General features: G+C 70.7%; 16 protein-coding genes. 7 read left to right on the top strand and 9 right to left on the bottom strand.

Annotated features, from left to right (window positions below; all coding sequences use genetic code 11):
* Positions 1 to 107 precede the first annotated feature (107 nt).
* Entirely contained in the window at positions 108 to 2,327 is a 2,220-nt protein-coding gene (locus CFW40_RS03765; protein WP_088796445.1) for a prolyl oligopeptidase family serine peptidase, read from the bottom strand.
* 333 nt (positions 2,328 to 2,660) lie between these two features.
* Between CFW40_RS03765 and CFW40_RS03760 the strand changes: the two genes are divergently transcribed.
* Positions 2,661 to 3,644: a HEAT repeat domain-containing protein gene (locus CFW40_RS03760; RefSeq protein WP_088796444.1), complete on the top strand. Its 984-nt coding sequence runs from the start codon at positions 2,661 to 2,663 to the stop codon at positions 3,642 to 3,644.
* A gap of 209 nt (positions 3,645 to 3,853) precedes the next feature.
* Here CFW40_RS03760 and CFW40_RS03755 read toward each other — a convergent pair whose 3' ends face one another.
* Together CFW40_RS03755 and CFW40_RS03750 are read right to left on the bottom strand one after the other, a co-directional pair.
* Positions 3,854 to 5,401, bottom strand: a complete 1,548-nt coding sequence (locus CFW40_RS03755; protein ID WP_088796443.1) for an ABC transporter substrate-binding protein — start codon at positions 5,399 to 5,401, stop codon at positions 3,854 to 3,856.
* A 36-nt stretch (positions 5,402 to 5,437) separates the two neighbouring features.
* A complete protein-coding gene (locus CFW40_RS03750) occupies positions 5,438 to 7,420 on the bottom strand; it encodes a hypothetical protein (RefSeq protein WP_256331608.1) in 1,983 nt (660 codons plus the stop codon).
* Positions 7,421 to 7,753: 333 nt separating this feature from the next.
* On the opposite strand from CFW40_RS03750, the gene CFW40_RS03745 reads away from it, so the two are divergent.
* Positions 7,754 to 8,689: an SDR family oxidoreductase gene (locus CFW40_RS03745; protein WP_088796442.1), complete on the top strand. Its 936-nt coding sequence runs from the start codon at positions 7,754 to 7,756 to the stop codon at positions 8,687 to 8,689.
* A 17-nt stretch (positions 8,690 to 8,706) separates the two neighbouring features.
* On the opposite strand, the gene CFW40_RS03740 is transcribed toward CFW40_RS03745, so the two are convergent.
* The gene (locus CFW40_RS03740) at positions 8,707 to 9,630 is read right to left on the bottom strand and encodes a LysR family transcriptional regulator (protein ID WP_088796441.1); all 924 of its coding nucleotides are present in this window, start codon (positions 9,628 to 9,630) and stop codon (positions 8,707 to 8,709) included.
* Positions 9,631 to 9,734: 104 nt separating this feature from the next.
* On the opposite strand from CFW40_RS03740, the gene CFW40_RS03735 reads away from it, so the two are divergent.
* Positions 9,735 to 10,688 carry an EamA family transporter gene (locus CFW40_RS03735; protein ID WP_088796440.1) on the top strand — a complete coding sequence of 318 codons (954 nt, stop codon included), beginning with the start codon at positions 9,735 to 9,737 and terminating at the stop codon, positions 10,686 to 10,688.
* The gene (locus CFW40_RS03730) at positions 10,685 to 11,680 is read left to right on the top strand and encodes a DMT family transporter (protein WP_256331610.1); all 996 of its coding nucleotides are present in this window, start codon (positions 10,685 to 10,687) and stop codon (positions 11,678 to 11,680) included. Before CFW40_RS03735 ends, CFW40_RS03730 begins: the two co-directional genes overlap by 4 nt.
* 15 nt (positions 11,681 to 11,695) lie before the next feature.
* Here CFW40_RS03730 and CFW40_RS03725 read toward each other — a convergent pair whose 3' ends face one another.
* The 4 genes from CFW40_RS03725 to CFW40_RS03710 form a co-directional block, all read right to left on the bottom strand.
* Entirely contained in the window at positions 11,696 to 12,130 is a 435-nt protein-coding gene (locus tag CFW40_RS03725; RefSeq protein WP_306427423.1) for a hypothetical protein, read from the bottom strand.
* Complete coding sequence (locus CFW40_RS03720) at positions 12,127 to 12,624, bottom strand: protease inhibitor I42 family protein (protein ID WP_088796437.1); 498 nt, start codon at positions 12,622 to 12,624, stop codon at positions 12,127 to 12,129. The genes CFW40_RS03725 and CFW40_RS03720 overlap by 4 nt, the downstream gene beginning before the upstream one ends.
* Before the next feature lie 8 nt (positions 12,625 to 12,632).
* Complete coding sequence (locus CFW40_RS03715; protein WP_088796436.1) at positions 12,633 to 14,231, bottom strand: peptidoglycan-binding protein; 1,599 nt, start codon at positions 14,229 to 14,231, stop codon at positions 12,633 to 12,635.
* Between the two features lie 76 nt (positions 14,232 to 14,307).
* Positions 14,308 to 14,679 carry a type VII secretion target gene (locus CFW40_RS03710; RefSeq protein ID WP_088796435.1) on the bottom strand — a complete coding sequence of 124 codons (372 nt, stop codon included), beginning with the start codon at positions 14,677 to 14,679 and terminating at the stop codon, positions 14,308 to 14,310.
* 306 nt (positions 14,680 to 14,985) lie between these two features.
* Between CFW40_RS03710 and CFW40_RS03705 the strand changes: the two genes are divergently transcribed.
* The 3 genes from CFW40_RS03705 (at position 14,986) to CFW40_RS03695 (ending at position 18,680) form a co-directional block, all read left to right on the top strand.
* Positions 14,986 to 15,393 carry a YciI family protein gene (locus CFW40_RS03705; protein ID WP_088796434.1) on the top strand — a complete coding sequence of 136 codons (408 nt, stop codon included), beginning with the start codon at positions 14,986 to 14,988 and terminating at the stop codon, positions 15,391 to 15,393.
* Positions 15,394 to 15,401: 8 nt separating this feature from the next.
* The gene (locus tag CFW40_RS03700; RefSeq protein WP_088796433.1) at positions 15,402 to 16,616 is read left to right on the top strand and encodes an RNA polymerase sigma factor; all 1,215 of its coding nucleotides are present in this window, start codon (positions 15,402 to 15,404) and stop codon (positions 16,614 to 16,616) included.
* A 1,374-nt stretch (positions 16,617 to 17,990) separates the two neighbouring features.
* Positions 17,991 to 18,680 carry a M24 family metallopeptidase gene (locus tag CFW40_RS03695; RefSeq protein WP_088796432.1) on the top strand — a complete coding sequence of 230 codons (690 nt, stop codon included), beginning with the start codon at positions 17,991 to 17,993 and terminating at the stop codon, positions 18,678 to 18,680.
* A gap of 135 nt (positions 18,681 to 18,815) precedes the next feature.
* Here CFW40_RS03695 and CFW40_RS03690 read toward each other — a convergent pair whose 3' ends face one another.
* On the bottom strand, positions 18,816 to 20,264 hold the full coding sequence (locus CFW40_RS03690) for an MFS transporter (RefSeq protein WP_218136806.1): 1,449 nt from the start codon (positions 20,262 to 20,264) through the stop codon (positions 18,816 to 18,818).
* Positions 20,265 to 20,399: the final 135 nt, after the last annotated feature.

Below are 20,399 nucleotides of genomic sequence, written 5' to 3'. Positions count from 1 at the left end.
GGTCGGACGAGGGGCAGGGGAGGCCCGAAGGTGCCCGTACCCGGGGGAGCCGCCGAGCCGGGCCCCCGCCGGCCGAGCGACCACGGAGCCGAGCTCGCAAGGGCCCCTCAGCCCCCGTCCACGCCCGCCGCCACCGCATCCAGCAAGAAGTCCCGCTGGAAGTACAGCAACTGCGCGTTGACCGTGTCGTCGGCCGGCAGGTGGGTGGCGCCGGGGAGCGGGAGCACACTGTGCGGTTTGCCTGCCGCGAGCAGTTCCGCCGAGAAACGCAGGGTGTGCGCGGCGGCCACATTGTCGTCCGCGAGCCCGTGAATCAGCAGGAGGGGGCGGCGCAACAGATGGCCGTGGCCGGCCAGTGAGGAGCGCACATAGTTCTCCGGGTGCTCCGCCGGGTGGCCCAGGTACCGTTCCTTCCAGTGGGTGTCGTACAGGCGCTGGTCGGTGGGCGGGGCGCCGGCGACCGCCGCGTGGAAGACCTCGGGGTGATGCAGCACCGCGGCCGCGGCGAGGAACCCGCCGAACGACCAGCCGCGGATCCCCACCCGTGTCAGGTCCAGGTCGTCGAAGCGCGCCCCGGCCGCCTGCAGCGCGTCCACCTGGTCCTCCAGTGCGGGCGTGAGCTGGTCGCCGAGGATGGCCTTTTCCCAGGCCGGGCCGCGGTTCGGTGTCCCGCGTCCGTCGACCACCAGCACCGCGAACCCCTGCTCGGCGAACCACTGCGAAACGCAGCTGGGCCACCCGCGGCCCCGCTCCACTTGCTGCGTGCCAGGGCCCCCGTACGGGTCGAGGAGCACCGGCAGCTTCCCGGCGCCTTCCTCGTGCCACGACGGCAGGAAGAGTGCGGCACGCAACTGCCGTTCCCCGAGGAGGAGATGGCGGGGGCGCGGGGTGACCAAGGGCTCCTCGGCGAGCGAGGCGATGACCTCCGGATAGGGCGAGGGCGCGTCGACGTGTGTCCCCGTCCCCGTCCCAGTCCCCGTCCCAGACCCTGAGGCCGTCCCCGTCCCCGTCCCCGTCCCCGTGTCCGACTCCGGTCCCGGCACCGTCCCCGCCGCCGGCCCCGTCCCCCGCAGCACACCGACTTCATCGCCCCGCGGCGTCACTCCCGCCAGGACGACCGTGCCACCACGCCCCACACCGGTGTACCGGCCGGGACCGTGGCTCAGCCGGCGGCAGCCGTGGCCGGGGGCATGGCACCACACATGGGTCTCCAACGGGTCCTCGCTCGCGGTGAACAGCACCCGCTCGCCCTCGACCCCGAGGACCGTGCACAGCTGCAGACCCTCCGGGGTGACCCGGTGGCCGCCGACGGTCAGATACCGGGTGCCGTCGTCGTCCTCAGGCAGCACCAGGGCGCCCGATGCCGTACGGGCCGGGGTGCCGTCAACGAGCTCCACCCATGCCGGATCGGTCCGCTCATGCAGCACTGCGGTGGCCCCGGTCGCCGGATCGACCGAGAGCGTGCGCACGACCCGCTGGTCGCGGCTCTGGACGGCGAGGTACGGGCCGTGTGCATCCCAGCCGGCGTCCACCAGGTACTCGTACGCCCTGCGGTCCCACTCCACTTCGACCCGTTCCCCCTCCAGGGAGAGGATCTGCAGGGTGACCTCGGCATTGGGCGTACCGGCCGCCGGATACGGAATCGCCCGCGGCGGCTTCGCCGGATCAGCCGGATCGCCGATGTAGCGCCGCTCCACGGGGCCGGTGTCGACCCTGGCCACCAGGACGTGCCGGCTGTCCGGCGCCCACCAGTAGCCGCGCATCCGGTGCATGGACTCGGCGGCCACGTATTCGGCGAGTCCGTAGGAGACGTCCGGGCCTTCCGAGGCGGCCAGCCGGTGGTCGGTACCGCTCAGATCGACGACGTGGAAACAGCGGCGGCTCACGTAGGCGATGTGCCGCCCGTCGGGGGAGGGGCGCGGGTCGACCACCGGACCTGCGGCCGGGACGGAGAACGGCGCGCCACCGTCGGTGCGCACCGCCCACAGCGCTCCGGACAGCGCGAACGCCACGAGACGGGCGGCGCTGTCGGTCGCGTAGGACACCACGCCCACGGACCGCTCACGGGCGCGCTCCCGGCGCAGCCGCTCCTCCTCGGGGACCGCCCCGGTACCGGCTCCGACCAGGAGCGCCGGATCGGCCAGCAGCCGTTCCGTCCCGTCCTCGTACTGCCACAGTCGGCCGACGGGATCGGTGCCCGAGGCCGTGCGGACGAACAGCACCCGGCTGCCGTCGGGGGAGAGCGTGAATTGCCGCGGCACTCCGACGGAGAAGCGGCGGGTGCGGGCGAACTGGTGTGGAAAATCCGCGGAATCGGCGGAGTCCATGGCCTGTGTGGAGCCCGTGGGGTGTGCGGATTTCACGGCTGGTGTGGGGTCCGCTGTGTGTGCGGAGCCGGTGGCCTGCGTGGAGTTCACGGTGGCGTTGCTGTGCAAGGTGCGGTCCTCCAGGAAGGATGCTGAGGTGGCGGGTATGGGATAGCCGGTATCCGGTATCCGGTGTGCGATGGTCGGGGTGCGGCGCTCCCCCGGTGGAACATAGGCAGGCCCGAGAGCCACGGAAAAGGCTTGGCCGCGACAAGTTTTTCGCCGTACTGGGCGGCCGGTCCAAGGCATTGCCTTCGAGGTGAGGGCATTATCCGCTCGGCTAGGATCGTTCCCATGAGTGAGGAAGTCGCCGCGCTGGTACGTCAACTGGCCGCTGGGGAATGGGACGAGCGCAGGGCGGCGACGGACCGGCTGGTCGCACTCGGAGCCCCGGCCGTGGAGCACCTTCTGCCGCTGATCGTCGATGGCGAAGGGACCCGGCGATTGGCCGCGGAGCTGTGCCTGGAGGGCATTGGCACCGCGGCGATCGAGCCCCTGAGGAGGGTGCGCAGCGAAGGCCCCGGCCGCCTGCGGCCGGCCGCGCTCCGCATGCTCGCGGGTGTCGGCGGCGCCGATGCCCTGACCCCCGCCGACCGGGCGGCCGTTGAACGACTCGTACGGATCAAGCTGCTGGACGAAACGCCCGGTGACCTTCCGACCGGGTCCTGGGTGGCGGTGCCCCGGGCGGAAGTGCAGGACATCGTCGGGGCGTTGGGGCTGCACGACGCGCGCCCCGTCACCACGGCCCTGGGGGTGTCCGCCGCCGTCCACGAGGAGAATTCGCTCGATCACCCTTGCGCTGACGGCACCACCACCACGGAATACCGGGTGTTCATCACTCCCGAATTCGACGGCTGGCGGCTCGTCTACGGTGCTGACTATCTCAACGACAATTGGGCACAAGCCGTCGAAAAACTCAGTGCCCGGTGCGGGGAAGCCCATTTCTACGCAGTGGACGAATGCAATGGCGCTCGGGTGTGGTGGGTCGCGGAGAACGGGCAGGACAAACGTGGCTACCGCACCTACGGTGACCCCGAATGGGTCGGCGAGCCCATGGAGTTCGAGCGGGCCCTGATGCAGGACGAGGACGACGAACTGTACGACCCGGAAGAGGCCGAGGAGTACGCCGAAGGTGTCCGCGACCCGGAGGAGGCGGCGTCGTGGATCTCCATCCAGCCGACGACCGTCGAAGTGCTCGACCGGGTGGGCCATGGCCGGCTCGCTGTGACCAGCCTGGACGTCGGGCACGGCAGGTTCAGGGGCGCGCTGGAGATCTGAGGGCCGGGGCGGGGCCCGGTACCGCCACCCGGGGCCACGGTAGGCGTATGGCCGCGTCCGGCGCCGCCGGTCCCGTACCGCCACCGCGGTACGGGCCGCGACACCCGGAGCCGGACAAGCAGGTCAACTCAGGCTCGGCTGGATCTTCCGCCAGGCCGTATGCAGGTCATGGTCGCGGAGTACGCCGCGCTGACCTGTTCAGGACCGGGTCACGGCACCAGGTAGGGCGGGCCGGGATCCTTGAGGGGTTCGGGCAGCCGGATCACCGGAACCGGTTTGTTGTGCGGCCAGCCGTTGGAGGCGTCGTCGAAGCTGAGCTCTCCACCGGCCGCGGGAACGGTGCTCGCGTCATGCAGATTGGTCATCTCGTTGTACACGTCCTGCACGTCGGGCGCTTCCTTGCCGGTCTGGCCGGTGACGTTGCGGGTGGCCCAGATCGCGGTCAGTACGGCGTCGTGGTGCATGATCGCGTATCCGTCATCCATCACCGAGTCGGGGAACCGCAGGTCCCGCAGGGCTTGGTGGAACGGCTTGAAACCGGACGGGGCATGGACGCCACGCACCCACTGGGCCGGACTCGTCGCCGAGACGTCCAGGATGGTGATCTTGTTGTCCCTGAGCAGGCTCCGTACCTGCTGCCCCTGCGCGAACGCCCCGGTGGCCCCGGTCATCACAGTGATCGGCGCGTCGTGACCGCACTGGCCGCGGGTGGACAGGGCACGGATGAGGTCGGCGAGATCGCGGTCCCGTCCGGCGTAGAAGATCACTTGGGCCTTGGTCAGACAGATGTTGTTGACGGCGTTGTAGAAGAGCCGGGGGATGCCCGCGGGGTTGTGGCCGGTCGTGCCGACGAACGAGGCGCGCCGCCGGCCGACGTAGTCGCTGAATTCGTCGTCGAACGCCTTGCGCATGGTCTTGACGTAGTTGTCGTCCCGGCTGTCGAAGACGAGGTAGCCGCGGTGCCCCGCCAGCGGTGAGTGGTCCAGATACCGGCGGAGCGCCTTGGCGTAGTCGACGTTGGAGGGCGACACCTTGAACAGGCGGGGTGAGTTGAGGTCGGTGGCGGTCAGGACCGCACCGATCGCGGGGATCTTCAGCCGGCTGAGTTCGGTGGCCGCTGCCTGGGTCTCCGGGATGCTGACGCCCATGCCGGTGACGGCCACCAGCGGATGCTCGTCGCCCACCAGGTCGGCCAACTGCCGTACCACCGGCTTCCAGTGCGTCTCGTTACGTCCCTCATGGGCCAGCACGAGCTGGATCAGCGGCGTCTTGCCCTGGATGCCGGTGGAGCTGGTCGTGGACAGTTCGGGGCAGGCGTTCGCCCGGCACTGCGCGATGAAGGCGCCCTCCAGGCTCGTGCGGATCTCCGCGAGGGGCAGCGCGCTGGTGTCGCTCTCCGTCATCGGCATCAAAACGCCGACCTTGACGTAGGGCAGCCGGCTCTTTCCGGAGGCGGGATTCTCCCACTGGGCGCGGACGCGTCGGTTCTCCTGGGCGATCCGGTCGGTGATCCCCTTGAGACGGGGGTCGAAAGCGAAGGCCTTCTCGTCCGTGATGCCGACGCACTCCCGCTGCGGGCCGGTGCCGTCCCAGTGCAGCCCCGGCTGGTCTGCCGCGCAGCTGGTGTCCTCCGTCACCGGCCACAGGAACCAGAGCCCGCCGGCTATCAGCGCCGGCGCGAGTGCGAGGGCGGCGATTCCTCGCCACCCCTTCCACCACGGGGGGAGTGCGTCGGCGGGTTGCGGGGGCAGATGCATGGGGCCGGCTCCTAGGGACGGGGTGCTGCAGGGTGCTCACACGTACTTCGCGGCCTCGTGCATGAGCCCGATCCGGCGGGGGACGGAGCGCATGGCAAGGTCCTGGAGCATCGCGTTGACGGTCCGGTTGAGCTCGGGATTCGTACCGGGCAGCCGGTTGCGGGGATCGGACGCCAGCCACAGCCCGACCACCAGCAGGGTCAGGGGCGTGTGCTCGGCGAACGAGCGGGGCGCGAGGTCGGCGGCCAACTGCTCCAGACGCAGCGTGGCGGGCTGCTCCGGCCGCACCGGTTCCCGAAGTGGTGCGGCGGTGATCGTGTACAGCTCGTACAACCAGACGTCGGTGTCGGAGAGTTCGACCAGACGCCGGGCGAGATGCTCGACGACGTCATCCACCCGGTGCAGCGCAAGGGAGTGGTACAGCACTTCCAGCGGGTGGCCGTGGTGGGCGTGCCACGTGCGCAGCTGTCCGTGGACGGCGATCCAGCGGTCCGGGCGGGCGGCCAGCTCCTGCAACAGCAGCAGGCGCAGCCACGGATGCAGGACGGAGCTGCCGCGCAACGGGTGCGGATGGATGCCTTCCAGATATCCGCTGCCCCGGCCACCGCGGGCCTCGGCATCCTGGGGGACCGGGTCGGTCAGCCATAATCTGGTCGCGACCACCCGGGCCAGCGAATCGCGGGTGTGCAACTGGAAGCGGTCGAGGAGTCCCGCGTCGCAGGCGGCGTCGAACTCGCGGGCGGCACAGCACTCGACGAGCGCACGGTGCTGGTCGTCGGTCAGATCGCGCAGCAGGTACTGCCGCGCCTCCTCTTCCAGCCGCGGCCCCTCGTCGGCGCCTTCCGCGGACGGCGCGGTGCCGGAGAGCACCGCGCGCAGCAGCCGCTCCGGGTCCTCGCGGCCCACGAGCCGTGCCGAGGCGGTGAGCAGCTGCCGGACGCTCCACGGATGGCCGTCGGTCAACCGGTGGGCGAGCAGCGGTGCTTCCGGCAGCCGCGCGGCGATGTTCGTGCCGAGCTGGGCGGTCTCGCCGGCGGTCAGGCCGCGCAGGTGGACGCAGTACCAGCGCCAGGAGCGGTCCGGCGGCGGGTCCGGGACGGCCGCTTCCCAGTCGGCGTAGCAGGCCTGCTCGGGGGTGCGGAGCCGTACCCCCGCCGGGCCGGTCGCGAACATCGCCGGCACCCGCCCGACGTTCGACGCCGCGGCCACGGCCAGGAGCGGATCCGGTTGCCCGCCGGCGTCCCGGAGCTCCATGAGCAGGTCCAGGAATTCGCGCCCGCCGGGAGCATCGATGTTGTCCAGCAGGACGACGCAGTTGCGGTCGCGCTGGCGGCGCGCGTACTCGCCGCGCAGATCGGCCAGGAACGCCTCGCACAGCCGCCGGTCCACCGCGGCCCGGTCCGCCGGTTCCTCGCTCTTGCTCAGCTGGTTCAGTTCGACGAGCGCGTCCAGGGCGGCCAGCGGACCGGCGTACCAGGCGAATCCGGTGTGCCGGGTCACCCGCAGCGGCATGCTGGGCGGCTGCCGGATGAGGCTGGCCAGCAGGCTGACGCCGGGGATCCGGACCAGGTTGAGGTCCTGCAGCAACCCGGCCACCGCGGCGACCCGGTCGGCTGCGGCGTTGGGCTCCTGGGGTCCGCGCAGCGCCTGGCGCAACTGCTTCTTGGCCCGCTCGGGATCCGTCGCGTCCAGCGACAGCTCGGGGGCCACCACGGCCAGCCCCAGCGTCAGCCGCGGGAAGACCAGGGGGGTCTGCCGGGGAAAGCGGTGCGACAGCCCGTACGCCAGACGGCCGGCGACCTCATGGGGCCTGCGGGGCGTGGCGGAGCCGAAGTCGAAGTACGCGTGCGGGCGCCGTGATCCGAGGTAGCCGAGCCAGTTCAGAGTGGTGGTCTTGCCGCTGCCCCGCGGTCCGACGAGGACGACGGTGGGAAGCCCGCGCCCGCCGGCAGCGGTTCTGCCGTCCTGCAGCCGGCTGCGGCACTCCTCGTACAGGGCCTCGATGCCCTGTATCCCCAACGGACGTTCCTGCACGCTGTTCGGCCCCCCGTGAAGACAGCGACGGTGCAGACAGCGGATCTGCAGGCGGCGACTGTGCACCCGGCGACTGGGATGACAGTCGCTGTGACGCCGGCGACGGCCACGGCAGCCGCCGACTGATTACAGAAGGTTGGCACGCGTACGCACAACGTGCCACCCGTTCGCGCAAGGTACCGGAAAGCGGTCCGCCGGACGGACGACAGCGGCCGGCACCCATGGCGGCCCGCCGCGCGGCGCGCGCCGTCGCCCCGGCGCGCCTACCGTGAAACGAAAGGAGCCCGACCGCTTGTCGTCAGGAGTGGGGAGCTCTCGATGCCCTTCCCGCCGCGCTCAGCGCACTCACCACGACCGCGTTCGACGGCTGGCGCGCGCCGGCCGCACGCGCTGCACGGACGCACCGCGGTGGTGACCGGAGCCGCACGCGGTCTGGGGAAGGAAATCGCCCGCGAGCTGGCCCGGCGAGGGGCCCGGGTGGCACTGCTGGGGCGGGAGGAAGCGGCACTGCGCCGAGTGGCGTCGTCCCTTCCGGCAGCATCGAGCTGCTGGGCGGTCGACGTCACCGACGACGACGCCATGCGACAGGTGGCGCAGGAGGTCCGCGACCGCCTGGGTCCGGTGTCCGTCGTCGTGGCGAACGCCGGGATCGCCGAAGGCGGGCCCTTCGCCGAGTCCGATCCGGCAACCTGGCGCCGGGTGATCGAGGTCAATCTGACCGGCAGTGCGATCACCGCGCGCTCCTTCCTGCCGGACCTGCTCGCCACACACGGATACCTCCTGCAGATCGCCTCGACGGCCTCCATCGGAGCCGCTCCCCTGATGAGCGCCTACTGTGCTTCCAAGGCCGGGGTGGAATCCCTCGCGCACTCGCTGCGTGCCGAACTCGCCCCTCAGCGCGTGGGCGTCGGAATCGCCTATCTGAACTGGACCGACACCGACATGATCCGGGACGCGGACCGGCACCCCGTGCTGCGCGAGCTCCGCGCCCACATGCCCCCGCCCGCGAGGAAGGTCTATCCGGCCGGGTGGGTCGCCGCCCGGCTGGTCACCGCCGTGGAACGCCGTGCCGCTGCCGTCTACGTACCGGCCTGGCTCCGTGCGGCACAGGCGGTACGTGCTGCCCTGCCCGCCGTCGTCACCCGGCTCGCACGGCGGGAGCTCCCTCGGCTGGCTGCCCGCACCCCTTTCGAGGCGACCGGACTCCTGGGCGCCGGTGGCCGCGCCGACGACGAAACACACCGCCGTCCGTGAGGACCGCGGACGTCAGATCAACAGGCCCGCGCGGGGCCGGCATCCGTGCCCGGCCACCGCCCGCGCAGTGCCGCCAAGGCGGCGTGCACGGCAGGTCTGCGGTCGGCCTGGGAGCGCCAGACGGCCGACAGCCGGCGGGAGGGCGCGGGATCCATCGGGACGACACGGACGGTGGACGGCAGGGCGCCGCGGCCGAGCCGGGGCACCATGGCGACGCCCAACCCCACCGCCAGTAAGGCTATTTGGGACTCGAACTGGTCGACCTTGTAGGCGAGGTCCGGTTCGATGCCGAGATCGGAGAAGGAACGCACCAGCCACTCATGGCACATGGCGCCGGGGCCGTGTCCGATCCAGCGTTCCCCTCGCAGGTCGTACGGGGTCACCAGGGCCCGGTCGGCGAGCGGGTGCCCGGCGGGAAGGATCATGTCGGCGATGTCCTCACCCAGTTCGGTGACGGACAGCGAGGCGGGAAGTGTCAGCGGGATGTTGTGCCAGTCGTGCACGACGGCGACATCCGCCTCACCCCGTACGACAAGGCTGATGGCGAGGTGGGGGTCGCACTCCACCAGCCGGCAGTCCAGGGCGCGGTGGCGCCCGGCGAGGTCGGCGAGCGAGGCGGCGACGAAACCCCGGCAGGCAGTGGGGAACGTGGCGAGCACCAACTGCCCGGTGGGCTGGTCACGCTGTTCCTCCAGCCGTGAACGGGTCCGCTCCAGCACGGCGGTGACCTCGTCCGTCGCCTCCGCGAGCAGCCAGGCCGCGGGCGTGAGTCCGACCTTGCCGCCCTGCCGGTCGAGCAGTGCGGAGCCGGTCTCGCGCTCCAGCTTGGCGATCTGCTGGGAGACGGCGGACGGCGTGTAGCCCAGAGCGGCCGCCGCACGCGTCACCGAGCCGTGGGTGGCCACGGCTCGCAGCGCACGCAGGCGATTGAGGTCGAACATGAAGCGATGCTAATACCCCACCTTCAGAAACGTTCGCTGGCCCTTTCGGACGGCGGCTGTTGTGATGGGACATCCCGAAGAAGCGCGTCCCAGGAGCAATTGGCATGAAGCCCGTACACGTGGCGTTGGCGGTGGCAGTCGCCGCCGTATGGGGTGCGAACTTCGTGGTGATCGACGTAGGGCTGCGCGATTTTCCGCCACTTCTCTTCTCCGCCGTGCGATTTCTCCTGGCCGCATTTCCCGCGGTTTTCTTCGTCGGACGGCCGCAAGTCGCCTGGCGCTGGGTGGTCGCGGTAGGGGTCACGCTCGGCATCATGAAATTCGGCATGCTCTTCCTCGGTATGCATGCGGGACTGCCCCCGGGACTGGCCTCCCTGGTCCTTCAGGGCCAGGCGGCGTTCACCGTGCTGTTCGCCGCGGTGTTGTTGAAGGAACGCGCCCGGCGGGTGCAGATCGCCGGCACGGCCATTGCCTCGGTGGGCATCGTGCTGGCCGGTCTGGACTCGACGGCCGGCACCCTGACCGGATTTCTGCTGGTCGTGGGCGCGGCGGCGTGCTGGGGTCTGTCGAACATCGCGATGCGGAAGGCGGGCTCGCCGGACGCTTTCCGGTTCATGGTCTGGGTCAGTGTCGTACCGCCCGTACCGCTCGCGCTCCTCTCCGTGCTCTTCGAGGGTGGCGACGCGGACCTGCGGGCGCTGCAGCAGATGAACCTCAGCGGGCTGGGCGCCGCCCTCTACGTGGCGTGGGGGGCAACGCTGTTCGGGTTCGCCACCTGGGGATACCTCCTGCGGATTTATGACGCGCCGACCGTTGCCCCCTTCTCGTTGCTCGTCCCGGTATTCGGCCTGGCATCCGCCTGGTTATTCCAGGGCGAGCACATGACCCCGGTGACATTCTGCGCCGCGGCTCTTGTCGTCGTCGGAATCGCGGTCGGAATGCTGCGCCGGAAGAAGAAGCCGATGCCACCCGAAGGAAGCCGATGCCACCCGAAACCGAGCGAACGGCCACTCTCGCCGCGCCTCGCACACAGCGACTCCGGAAGGACACCCTCGTGAGCCGACAGGCGGGAACAACGACAGCGGACGGCGGGGCCGGCTCCGCGAGCGGGCCAGACGGGCGCGCGGTCGCCGCGGCCCTGGTCACCGTGCTGCTGTGGGCCTCGGCGTTCATCGTGATCCGCAACTCCGCCGCGTACTTCGGGCCGGGCGCGCTTGCCCTGGGCAGACTGCTGGTGGCGTCCGTCGTGCTGAGCGTCCTCCTGCTGGTCCGTGGCGGTGGATTCCCGCCGCGCGAAGCCTGGCCCGGCATCATCAGCTCGGGAGTCCTGTGGTTCGGCGCGTACATGGTGGCGTTGAACGCGGGCGAGCAGCGGGTGGATGCCGGAACGGCTGCCTTGATCATCAACATCGGGCCGATTCTGATGGCGCTGTTGGGCGGATGGCTGCTCAAGGAGGGCTTCCCGCGCAAACTGATGGCGGGCATGGCGGTGTCGTTCACCGGGGCCGTGGTGGTCGGACTGTCCCTGTCCGGCAAAGGACAGTCGTCTCTCATCGGCGTATTGCTGTGCTTGTGCGCGGCGCTGGCGAACGCGGTGGGTGTGGTGCTGCAGAAGCCGACGCTGCGGCACGCCACACCGATGCAGGTGACGACGTTCGGTGCGCTCTCCGGAGCGGTGGCCTGCCTGCCGTTCGCCGGGCAGTTGATGTCGCAGGTGAGCCGGGCGCCCGCGGCGGCGACGCTGCAGATCGTGTACCTGGGCGTCTTCCCGACGGCCCTTGCGTTCACCACCTGGGCCTATGCGGTGTCGCGGACGACCGTCGGGAAGATGGGCACCACGACCTACGCGGTGCCGGTGCTCGTCGTCTTCCTGTCGTGGCTGTTCCTCGGCGAGGTCCCCGGCCTGCTGACGCTCTGCGGCGGCCTCCTGTGCCTGTCCGGCGTCGCGGTGTCGCGGATGCGGAGGAGGGCGCCGTCCCCGGCCCCGGAAGCCGCGCCACGGAGCCGAGTGCCTGCGCAGCCCGTCGCGGCGGCGGAGCCCGAAAGGTAGGCGGCCGTCGCCGGCTCAGCCGGCGCCGGGTCCCGCGGTCCTGGCCCGGTACGTGAGCCGGAGCGCCATGAGGGCGGCGACGGACTCCAGCCACCGGGCGACGTCCTGGTCGCCCTCCACGGTACGCACCACGGAGGCGGCCGACTGCAGCCAGCCACACACGAGTTGTGCGGCGGCGTCGCCCGGCACCGGCTCGGGGAGCGCCGCGGCGTAGCCGGTCCCGCCGCTGCGGACGATTTCGGCGAGGAAGGCGACCGCACGCGGAAGGACGCCCTGCCGGTCGAGTACGACGGCGGCGCCCACCGCACCGTCCCCGAAGAGCGCGGTGCGGTGCGAGCCGCCGAATCCGATGCCGTAGCGCAGCAGCGCCGTGATATCGAGCGTGGCGAGTTCGTCGTCGGTCTTGCCTGGGGGAGGGGTGGGATGCATACCTGTCTCGCGGTCGGTCACTTCACGGTTACGGTGTAGGTGTGGTAGGTCGGCCGGACGGGTGCCGGTGCGACCGTGGAGCCGGGGGGCGGCGAGGGCGGCGGGGACGCCGTGGCCGAGTCCTCGCCCTTGTCGATGCAGGCGTGCACGGGGCAGTGGATCAGCCGGATTTTGGTGCTTCCCCGCCCGACTGCCGTGAAGCGGAAGAGCTGACTGCCGCCGTCCGCCCCGTCCGCGTCGCTCCCCGAGTTCTCCTGCTCCTCGCCTGCCGCACGCACCACACCGGCGGCGGGCTTCGGCTCGGCCACGTACCAGCGTTCGCCGAGGGAGGCGTTGGAGGGCACGGACAGGGTGAACTCCTCGCCGGGGTTGGCCTCGATGGCGGTCTCGTCCCGGTCATAGGTGGCGGGGCCGAAGAGACCGCATCCGGTGAGCGCGGCGAGGGCGGTGAGCGTGGTGAGGGCCGGTACGAGTACCCGGCGCGGGGCGGCGTTGGGGAGGTGTGTGCGCATCATGGATCGCTTCAGTCGGCGGGCAGGTGGACGGCGTAGGCGTCGGGCATGCGGTTGTCGGAGGCCTTGTCCATGTGGCCGTTGATGAAGTCGTCCTCACTGACCCAGGTGGTGGTGCCCCAGGGGTTGTAGACCTGGAGCTTGTCGCCCTCCTGGCCGATGATCATCATCGCGTGGCCGGTGCGGTCGCCGTCCTTGTACCCCTCGACGCCGATCGGCACCGGCTTGCCGTCGGCCACGGACTTCTCGATGTCCGGCAGCACATCGCGCCGGGCATCGGCGCTCCTGGTCTCCTGGTAGTCGTACGACGCACCGGTGTGCGGGCTGATCTCCTTGTTGACCACGGTGGTCTTGCCGTCGCTGTCCATACCGTCCGGGTGCCGGGAGAACGGGAAGTCGTAGTCGTAGTCCCCGTCGCCCTCGTCGTGCACCCGCTGCTGTTCGGCGCCCAAGCGGTCGCGGAAGGCGTCGGGGTCGTCCTCCTGCCCGGAGGGACCGCCGGTCAGCTCCAGGGCGTAGACGGGGTCGACCATGGCCCGGGCGCTCACCGTGGAGGACGGCACGCAGGTGTTCCCGTCCTGCGACCACCGTTCGTCGCCGAAGGCCTGGTCGTCGGTGTTGTTGTTCCTGCCGTCCTTGGCACGGCCCTCGTCGTTCATGCTGTCGCCGGCGGTCGACACCGGCGTGAGGTGCCGCTGGAGCCATCCCGGGTCCTTGCCGTGGATCTTCTCCCGGAAGTCCGACACGGCGTCCAGGTCGTAGCCCGCGGCCAGCGCCTTCACCAAGTAGGCGCGCTCCTGCGGTGACTTGGACTGAGCGAGCATCGTGTCGAACTCGGCGCGGTCCTTGGCATTCATCTTCTCCATGTACCGGCCCGAGCGCTCCAGGTCGTTCGCGCTGAGCAGTTCGTTCATCTCCGCCGGGCCGTAGACGCCCGCGGTGTCGGCGAGAACGAGCTTGTCGGCGGCGGAGAGGCCGCTGGTGTGCATCTTGCCCGACCGCGCCTCGGAGGCGAACTTGTTGAGGTCGCGGGCGGCCGCGCGGGCCGCGTCGTCGACGGACCGGGCCGCGGAGCGCATCTTCTCGACACCGGCGGTGGCCACCGTGCCGGCCCGCCAGATCGCGTCCTCCTCCTCGTCGGTGTCCACCATGCTGTCGAAGAATCCGTCCTCGGAACCGAGGATGGACAACGCCTCCTGCAGCTGGCCCCGGCCGGTCTCGTCCAGCTTCTGGGCGTCCCCGACCGCGTCGCTCAGGGTCAGCAGGGCGTTGCCGCCCTTCTGCAGGGCCTCGGCCATCTGCGCGGCCGCCCGCGCGGCGGCCTGGACGACCTCGGTCGCTCCCACACTCGCCTTGCCCACCCAGACCTCCGGCAGGCCGGAGGTCGCCACCTGGTTGACCTTGTGGGCGACCTCGTCGGCGTTCTTGGACTGGGTGCGGTAGCGCTTGCCCAGCAGTTCCAGCGTGCCGGCGGAGCCGACCGGCGCCGGGACCGCGAGGGCGGAGTTGATCAGGTTGATCATCTCGTTCTTGTCGTCGCAGTCGAGGAGCTGCTTGTAGCACGCCTCCAGCGCGGCGCGGCGCTCGGTGGTGGATCCCTGCTCAGCCATCGGGAATGAAAAGACCTTCGTGTGCGGTGTCGTCGGACGAAAGGGGGCGGACCGGGCGGACCGTCGCGGCCCCGGCTCAGCCGAAGGGGGACCGGTCGGTCACGGGGGCCGGCCTGGTCGTCCATGACGGGTTCCCCGAGCCCGCCGCTCCGCCGACCTGGGAGATGACCTCGTGATCGGCCTGGTCGTAGTTGCCCTTGGACGCCCGGACCTTGTCGGCGAGTTCGTGGAGCGCGCTCTCCAGGGTCTTCGCTTCCTGCTGCCAGGCGGTGGAGAACGACCGGTAGGCGGGGCCGGAATCGGAGCCGCCGAGCATGTCGTCGTCGAAGCAGACCGCGTCGGCTATGGCGGCCTTGATGTCGCCGGTATCGTCTCCCGCCGAGTCGAGCTTCTTCGCCTCGGCGTCCATGCCGCTCTGCTGGACGTGGTATCCGGAATGGCCGGCCATTGATCCCCCGTGTGTGCGTTTTGCGCTGCCCGCCCTGACGTGGCACGCCGAAGGGGCGGCATGCCCCCGACATGGCGCCGCAGCGGAGATCATCGTAACCGTGAGACCGGACAGCCCGGTCAGCCGAGCCACCGGCCGGTGGGGCATCCCTTCCACCGCTGCTGCCGCGGCCCGCCCGGGGTACGAGCCCCGGCTCCTCTGCAAGAGCGAAAAAAATCGCCCGGCGATGTCGAGAACCCGTGACCGGCTCCGTCCCCGCAGTGAACGCGACCACAATGGGCCGCACCCGCACCGAGGAGAAGCACGATGGCCAAGTACCTGATGCTCAAGCACTACCGAGGCGCACCGGCCGCGGTCAACGACGTCCCCATGGCCCGGTGGACGCCGGAAGAGATCTCGGCGCACGTGCAGTACATGAACGACTTCGCGGCCCGGCTCGAGAAGACCGGTGAATTCGTCGACGGTCAGGCGCTCGCCCCCGAGGGGACGTGGGTGCGGTACGACGGCGAGGGGCGCCCGCCGGTCACCGACGGACCCTTCGCCGAGACCAAGGACCTCATCGCCGGCTGGATGGTGATCGACGTCGACAGCTACGAGCGCGCCGTCGAGCTGGCAGGAGAGCTGTCGGCCGCCCCCGGGGCGGGCGGGAAGCCGATCCACGAGTGGCTCGAACTGCGCCCGTTCCTGACCGCGCCGCCCACCATCACGGAGTGACCTCACCGATGGACGAGGCCCTGCTCCGGAGCCTCACACCGAGCGTGCTCGCCATCCTCGTCCGCCGCGGAGCCGACTTCGCGGCGGCCGAGGATGCCGTGCAGGACGCGCTGGTCGAGGCGGTCCGCGTCTGGCCGGCCGGCCCTCCCCGGGACCCGAAGGGCTGGCTGGTCACCGTGGCCTGGCGCCGTTTCCTCGACGCGACCCGCGCGGACGCGGCCCGCCGCCGGCGCGAGGACCGCGTCGACGAGGAGCCGGCGCCCGGCCCCGCGCCCGCGGTGGACGACACACTCCAGCTCTACTTCCTCTGCGCCCATCCGTCACTGACGCCGTCATCCGCGGTGGCCCTCACCCTGCGCGCCGTCGGCGGGCTGACCACCCGTCAGATCGCTCAGGCCTACCTGGTGCCCGAGGCCACCATGGCGCAGCGCATCAGCCGGGCCAAGCGCACCGTCTCCCGCGTTGGGGTCTCCCCTGGTCGAGCGAAGTCGAGAGCTTGGGGAAGGTTCGACCGGCCCGGCGACGTCGCCACCGTGCTCCGCGTCCTCTACCTGGTCTTCAACGAGGGCTACTCCGGCGACGTCGACCTCGCCGCCGAGGCCATCCGGCTCACCCGGCAGCTCGCGGCCCAGGTCGACCACCCCGAGGTGGCCGGGCTGCTCGCCCTCATGCTGCTCCACCACGCCCGGCGCGCCGCCCGGACCGCGCCCGACGGCAGCCTGGTGCCGCTCGCCGAGCAGGACCGCGGCCGGTGGGACACCGGGCTGATCGCCGAGGGCGTCAGGATCCTGCGGGCGGCCCTCGCCCGCGACCGGCTGGGCGAGTTCCAGGCCCAGGCCGCCATTGCCGCACTCCACGCCGACGCACCCACCGCGGAGGAGACCGACTGGGTGCAGATCGTCGAGTGGTACGACGAGCTCGCGCGCCTGACCGACAGCCCGGTCGTCCGGCTCAACCGCGCGGTGGCCGTCGGTGAGGCCGACGGACCGCGCGCCGGCCTGGCGGCGCTCGCGGAGCTGGACGACTCCGCCCCCAGCTCTCCGGGCAGGGGAGACCCCGTGCCCCGTTACGCCGCGGTGGCGGCATACCTCCACGAGCGCGACGGCGACCTGGAGACGGCGGCACGGCTGTACGCCGAGGCGGCCCGCAAGGCACCCAACCTCGCCGAGCGCGACCACCTGACGCGCCAGGCCGCCCGGCTCAACGCCGGCCGGCACCGCTGACGGCTCGCGCGCGCCCCACCGAGACGGCCCGCCCCACCGAGACGGCCCGCCCCACCGAGACGGCCCGCCCCGCCGAGACAGCCCTCCGCAGCACGGCGGTTGCCCATACGGCCGCCGTGGACACCGACTTGACCACCCGTCCGGCCATACGAAGCGAAGGCCGCCCGGAGGTACGGCGCGCTGCGGAAGTGGCCGGATGTCACCGTTCAGTGGCCGCGCCTCCCTATCACGGGAGCGCGGTTTCCGTGTGATTTAGACAACTTGGGCGTGGGGAACTGGCACCCGGTACTACCCGCCGGTAGAAGGGGGCCTGCAGGTCCGAGGCGCAAAGCGGGCGGCCAGTATGGCGCGGCGGGGTGAACTGGCGGCCCTCGGTGCCCGATTCGGGGCGTCGCTGAAGGCGGCCGAGAGGCAGGGGGGACGGTGTGTGCCGGTGGGCCCGGCTAATGTGATGCCTTACCTCCAGCCCATGGGGCTTCAGCTCGCGGCTCCCGCGGGGCTGCGACAGTCCGGCCCTGGATTGGAGGTGGTGGCCGATGGGCGCTTGCCCGGATGGTTGCTGCTGCAGGCGCTGCACGTGGGAAGGCTATTTTCGGAAGGTTCGCTGGTTCGGTCCGCTCTTCGCGGCACTGAAGTTCCTGCGGGAAGCCTTTCAGCATCTCCACTGAGCAGTGTGGCCTCGGCTGGTGAGCCGAGGCCGCTGCAGCCGGGTCCTGTCTCCGCCGGGTTGGCGCCTAGGAGGCAGGGCCCTTCTTGGTTTTCGCTCAACCCGAGAGCGCAAGCACTCCGGGTATTTAGTGATCTGTGTCACCGACTGAGCGGTCAATGTCTCCATCTTGCCCTGGCGGACGGGGTATTTCGAGCGGCACGCTAAGTTGATCGCCGTGAAGGGTTGAGTACACGCAGTGATATTCCCTGTTCACGAACTGGCCGGGATGGCGGTGTGGCTCAAGTCACTCATCGAAAGTGGCATAGACCACAAGGGGGTTCGAATGGAGTTCGTGCAATCGCTCATGCAAAGACAACTTCCGGCGGAAGCCTCTTATGTATGGACCCAAAAAGGATGCTCACCTTTGGTTCCAAACCAAAAGATCCACTTGCGGCGGTCTCGCGGTAGCCCCCCTATGGGGGCGATGTGACCCGCCCTCGCCCGTCGCGCAGGCAAAGACCCTCACCATCGGAGAGGGAAAGGATGGTCTTCCCCCTTTTGCGGTATTCGAGTGCGGCTGCGCGTCCAACCGCCCCGTGACAGCAGGGGCGCCCCACGCCCGTTCAACACCCCCGCCATGCGCAGCCTTCGCTTGTCCGCAGGACGGTCTGCCGCCGTGCGCCGGTCCACCAGGGACGACGGCACAGCCCTTAGGGTTTTGTCGCATGGCGAATGAATCCGTACGCGCCGAACGGCTGCTGGAAGCCCAGGCCAAGGCCGAAGCGCTGTTCCATGAGATCGCCGCCCGTGGCCTGGTGGCGCCCGGCGAGAGCGAGCGCGCGGTCAGCGACCGCGTCCGCGACCTGGCAAACGAGATGTTCGGCACCACCCGCCACTGGCACAAACGGATCATCCGCTCCGGACCCCACACCCTCCAGCCGTACCGGGAGAACCCACCGGACCGCACCATCGGCGCCGACGACATCGCCTTCGCCGACTTCGGCCCGATCTTCGAGGAGTACGAAGCCGACTTCGGCCGCACCTACGTCCTGGGCGACGACCCCGTCAAACACCGCCTGCGGGACGACCTGCCCAAGATCTTCGCGGCCGGACGCCACGCCTTCGAGGCCACCCCGGACATCACCGGCAGGCAGCTGTACGCCCACGTCCAGGACCTTGCCGTCGAAGCCGGCTGGGCCCTCGGAGGATGGCACGCGGGCCACCTGGTCGGAGAATTCCCGCACGAGAAGATCGACGGTGCCGACACCGAGTCCTACATCACCCCGGCCAACGACACCCCGATGCGGCGCACCGACAAGTCCGGCCGGCGCTGCCACTGGATCCTGGAGATCCACCTGATCGACACGGAACGGGAAATCGGCGGCTTCTACGAGCAGTTGCTGGATCTCGGCTGACGCACCAGCTGCGGGGGCGAGCACCGACGGACGGCACCGCTCGTGGCCGACGGCGCTCCTCGGAAGGGGCCGCCGCCGGGGCCGGCTGAGCCGGCTGCCTTGCTCCCGAGGCCGCTCCTGCTGGTGCCACCTTTCTCAAGCGGCCGGGGAGCGCGGGGGTTCGACGCGGGGCGGCATCCACACCGCGGCGGCGAGGGAGGCGAGGAGGGCCGTCGCCGCGGCCGCCGCGAAGGCCAGGGCGAAGCCGGGGGCTCCACCGCGGGCCTCGGCGAGGGTGGTGAGGACGGCGATGCCGAGTGCCGTGGCCACCTGCCGGGTCGTGTTGAGCAGGCCCGAGGCGAGCCCGGTCATCGAAGGGTCGATGCCGCTGGTGGCGGCCACGGTGATGGGCGTGAACGCGAGGCCGGCGCCGAGGCCGAACAGCAACGCGGGCAGCGCGATGTCCGCCAGGAACGCGCTGTGGGCTCCGATCCCCGACAGCCAGAGGAAGCCGGCGGCCGAGACGGCTGTCCCCGCGGCAGCGGTGCGGCGGGTGCCCCAGCGCGGGGTCAGGCGCCCGGACAGGTGAGCGCCGATCATCACGGCGAAGGCGGTCGGCAGGAAGCCGAACCCCGCGCGAGTGGGGCTGTAGTGGAGCACCTGTTGCAGATAGAGCGCGAGCAGTACGGGACTGGCGAGGTAGGCGACGCCCAAACCGAAGATGACGGCGTTGGCGCTGCTGACCGACCGGTAGGTGAAGATGCGCAGTGGTACGAGGGGTTCGCGGGCCCAGCGGCCTTGATGGACGAGGAAGAGCGCGAGCAGCGTCACGGCTCCGGCCAGGGCCGCCAACGCCGCACCGCGCGTGCCGGGCGCGCGGACCGTCACGACGCCGTAGATGAGGGCGGCGAGACCGGCTGTCACCAGGAACGCCCCGAGCACGTCGACGGAACGGCGCCCTGCACCCGGTTCGGTGGAGGCTGACCGGCGGGGCAGTACCAGCCATCCGGCCATGGCGATGACAAAGCCGAGGGGGACCTTGACCCAGAACACCGAGCGCCAGCCGAGCGTGTCGGTGAGGGCCCCGCCCAACACCGTTCCGGCGGCGGAGCCGACCGCGCCGACCATGCTCCACAGGCTCAGCGCGCGGGCACGTCGTACGGGGTCGCGGTACGCCTGGTGCACGACGATCAGCGTCGCGGGCATCAGCAGCGCCCCGCCGATGCCCTGCACGGCGCGGGCGGTCACCAACTGCACCGGGCCGCCGGCGAGGCCGGACCACACATTGCCCAGGGTGAAGATCACAAGGCCTGTCACCAGCAGTAGACGGGTGCCGAAGAGGTCGGCTAATCGCCCGCCGAGCAGCAGGAAACCGGCGAAGGTCAGCGTGTAGGCGTTCACCACCCAGCCCAGTCCCGCATTGCCGAAGCCGAGTTCGGAGCCGACCGCGGGCAGGGCGACGGAGACGATCGTGGCGTCGAAGATGACCAGGAACAGCGCACCACAGGCGAGCAGCAGGAGCAGCGCGGGGGGTGCGACGGTCCTCGCGGGGTGCCTGGTCGTGTCCTTGCGGGGGCGCGCGTCATTTTCCGTGCGTACGGACACAGCACTCCCTCCTTTCGGCACGGAGAAACCGGAGAAGCAGAAGTAAGTAAGGTGAGCCTAACTCAATAGAGACCATTGGTCACCAAGATGCGGGGAGTCGCCGGCAGGGGAGTCGCCGGCAGGGGAGTCGCCGAC

This window comes from Streptomyces sp. 2114.4 (assembly GCF_900187385.1).
GTDB lineage: Bacteria > Actinomycetota > Actinomycetes > Streptomycetales > Streptomycetaceae > Streptomyces > Streptomyces mooreae.
This window is presented reverse-complemented; position numbering and strand designations above follow the sequence as displayed.